Below are 1,536 nucleotides of genomic sequence, written 5' to 3'. Positions count from 1 at the left end.
ATTATTCCCTATCACCTGTCACCTGTCACCTCTCCCCTAATCCCCAATCTATTTAGATAATTTCCGCTACTATTGTCACAAATATATCTAAAGTTCATTCCAACATGTCTATGTTTGAGGTACAGAAGCAATGACTCAAAACCCTCTGAACGACTCCGCTACTAATCAATCGTCTAAAACATCTGGTTTGAAACCAGTACTAGCAGCAGCACTTGCAAGTTTAGAAGTGCCGTTAGATCAAGAGTTAGCTCGATACCGACGCACGCGAAGTGGTTTGGTGTCATCTAAGCAGTCTCGTGTTGCAAGTTATATGAGCAGTCAACCCCAATCGTTGACTGTTATTCCTACAACATCGGGAAAAACTCAGTCATCAGGAACGGAAATTAAAACCAACGTACCGCCTGCATCTGTACCCGTGAATCATCAGGGAACCTCAGCGCCAGCTACGGCAAAAATTGACGTATCACCCCCACCTCCATCTTCTGTAGCTGTGAATCCTGAGATAAACCTAGCGCCAGCTACGCCAAAAACCGAGGAACTGAATAATCTTAATGTTTCCTCCACCTCCGATAAAACCCAAACTCAACTTCCACCACCCCCGCCCAACTTTACTAGTAGCATTGTGCCAGCGATCGTTAAAAATACTAAAAGCGAAAATCTCTTGCAGCCAGATGAAACTCCTAAGCACCCAGATGACTATTTAGAATCTAGTGAAGCACTGCTGCGAAGTCTGACAGAAGAACAACCAGAAACTAAGAAACCAAGCAATTCTAGCGACAGTCTGCTATCACCTTTGGGTATCGGCTCGATGTTACTGCTATTAGTGGCGAGTCTGACTTTGGGTTATGTAGTGTTCAATCCCAAAAGCTTGCCACAATGGAGTTTAGGCAATTTGTTTAACGGAAACTCGCCTCCTGCACCAGAAAATACCGAGGAAGTTGGGAGTAATGCCCAACCTCAAATCCAGCCACCAAGTACATCTATACCCAAGTATCCCAATCTAGCTGCCCAAGAGTTTCCTGAAGTGAGAGATCCCAAGGATGTAGTTGGCTTAAAACCCAAAGTCCAACCAACTCCCCAAAACCCTACAAATCCTCAAGCGGCATTACCTGAACCCAACACAGCCCTAAAACCGACAAATCCGATCGCCTTAGCACCAGTACCGACACTACAATCCTTGCCTCCCCTGAATTTGCCTCCCACTCCAACAGCAAAAACCTCGCCTAATCCAATCGCAACCTCACCAAAACCGGATGCAGAAATCAAACCAGCAACAGATGGGTTTTATCATGTAGTGATAGAGAATAAAGGCGCGGCTTATGCCTCAGCACGGCAAGTAATTCCTGATGCTTATTTATCACCCAACAAAGAATTGATTTATCTGGGTGCTTTTAAAACTAAAGAACAAGTACAACAACATCTGAAATTGTTACAGGCAAGAGGAATTAAAGCACGGGTTCAGCAGCCATAAGTTGCAAAAATCTACGATACCATGAGATAACAGTCCTGAGTTTTGAGTGCTGAGTTTTGAGTGTT

At 44.4% G+C, this 1,536-nt stretch carries 1 protein-coding gene; it reads left to right on the top strand.

Annotated features, from left to right (window positions below):
* Positions 1-130 precede the first annotated feature (130 nt).
* A complete protein-coding gene (locus tag RRG12_RS36635) occupies positions 131-1,471 on the top strand; it encodes a hypothetical protein (protein WP_420762584.1) in 1,341 nt (446 codons plus the stop codon).
* Positions 1,472-1,536: the final 65 nt, after the last annotated feature.

The organism is Nostoc sp. CALU 546 (assembly GCF_048836525.1).
Note: the sequence above shows the minus strand (reverse complement) of the source record. Positions and strands in the feature narration are given on the sequence as shown.

What these genes read in the sequence shown, in the direction of transcription:
- RRG12_RS36635 (WP_420762584.1), top strand. Translation starts at nt 131, where the DNA reads ATGACTCAAAACCCTCTGAACGACTCCGCTACTAATCAATCGTCTAAA.